This window comes from Aeromonas diversa CDC 2478-85 (assembly GCF_000819805.1).
Taxonomy (GTDB): domain Bacteria; phylum Pseudomonadota; class Gammaproteobacteria; order Enterobacterales; family Aeromonadaceae; genus Aeromonas; species Aeromonas diversa.
The window spans coordinates 3139-4012 of record NZ_CDCE01000001.1; the positions used below are offsets into that span (position 1 = coordinate 3139).

General features: G+C 69.7%; 1 protein-coding gene. It reads right to left on the bottom strand.

Features of this window, described 5'->3' with window-relative positions; all coding sequences use genetic code 11:
• Window positions 1-874, bottom strand: an 874-nt coding sequence (locus tag BN1121_RS00030; RefSeq protein WP_043596902.1) for an AAA family ATPase, incomplete at both ends; no start/stop codon positions are given.

The window sequence follows — 874 nt, forward strand, 5'->3', positions numbered from 1 at the left end:
TCGAACCACACCTTGAGGCGCCCCTCCTCGTCCGGCAGGCACAGGCCCATGTCACCGTTGTAGAGGCCAATGCCGTGATCGTTTTGCACCACCATGACGGCGCGCCCGGCGTACCACTCCCCCTCCCTGGCAATCAGCCGTGCCCGGCCGAGCGCCGCCTCGATGCGATCGTTGAGCCCCTCGACCCCGAACGGCCCCTCGCGCAGGGCGCAGAGGATCTGAAAGCCGTTGAAGGCCTGGAATACCGCCTTGGGCTCCTGCCCCTCCTGCAATGCCGCCAGATAGGGGCGATAGCCTTCCACCGCCTGCTGGATCAGCGCCTCGTAGCGCTCGGCGCTCCAGGGGTGCAGGGCAATATCGGTAAAGCCCTCCCCCCACACCCGCTCGACGGCAGCCGGATCGCCGCCGTTGCAGGCGCGCGCCAGCCGGCCGATACCTGAGCGCTCGTCAAAACGCCAGCTCTTGGTGAGCAGGCAGAGACTGTCACGCAGCGGAGCCCCCGCCGCCGAGCCGCTGACCCGGTAGCCGCTCTGGGCCGACAGCCATTCGGCCTGGGGCTCGCTCACCCCCTGCGCCACGAAGCTGCAGATATCGGCTAGCACGGCACCGGCCTCGACCGAGGCGAGCTGATCCTTGTCACCGAGCAGGATGAAGCGTGCCTTCGCCGGCAGGGCCTCGAGCAGGCGCGCCATCATGGGCAGGTCCACCATGGAGGCCTCATCCACCACCAGCACGTCCAGGTGCAGGGGGTTGCCGGCGTGGTGGCGGAACCGGGTGCGCCCCGGGATCACCCCGAGCAGCCGGTGCAGGGTGCCCGCCTCGGTCGGGATGGCGCTCACCACCTCGGGGGAGAGCGGCAGATCCTGCAGGGCCG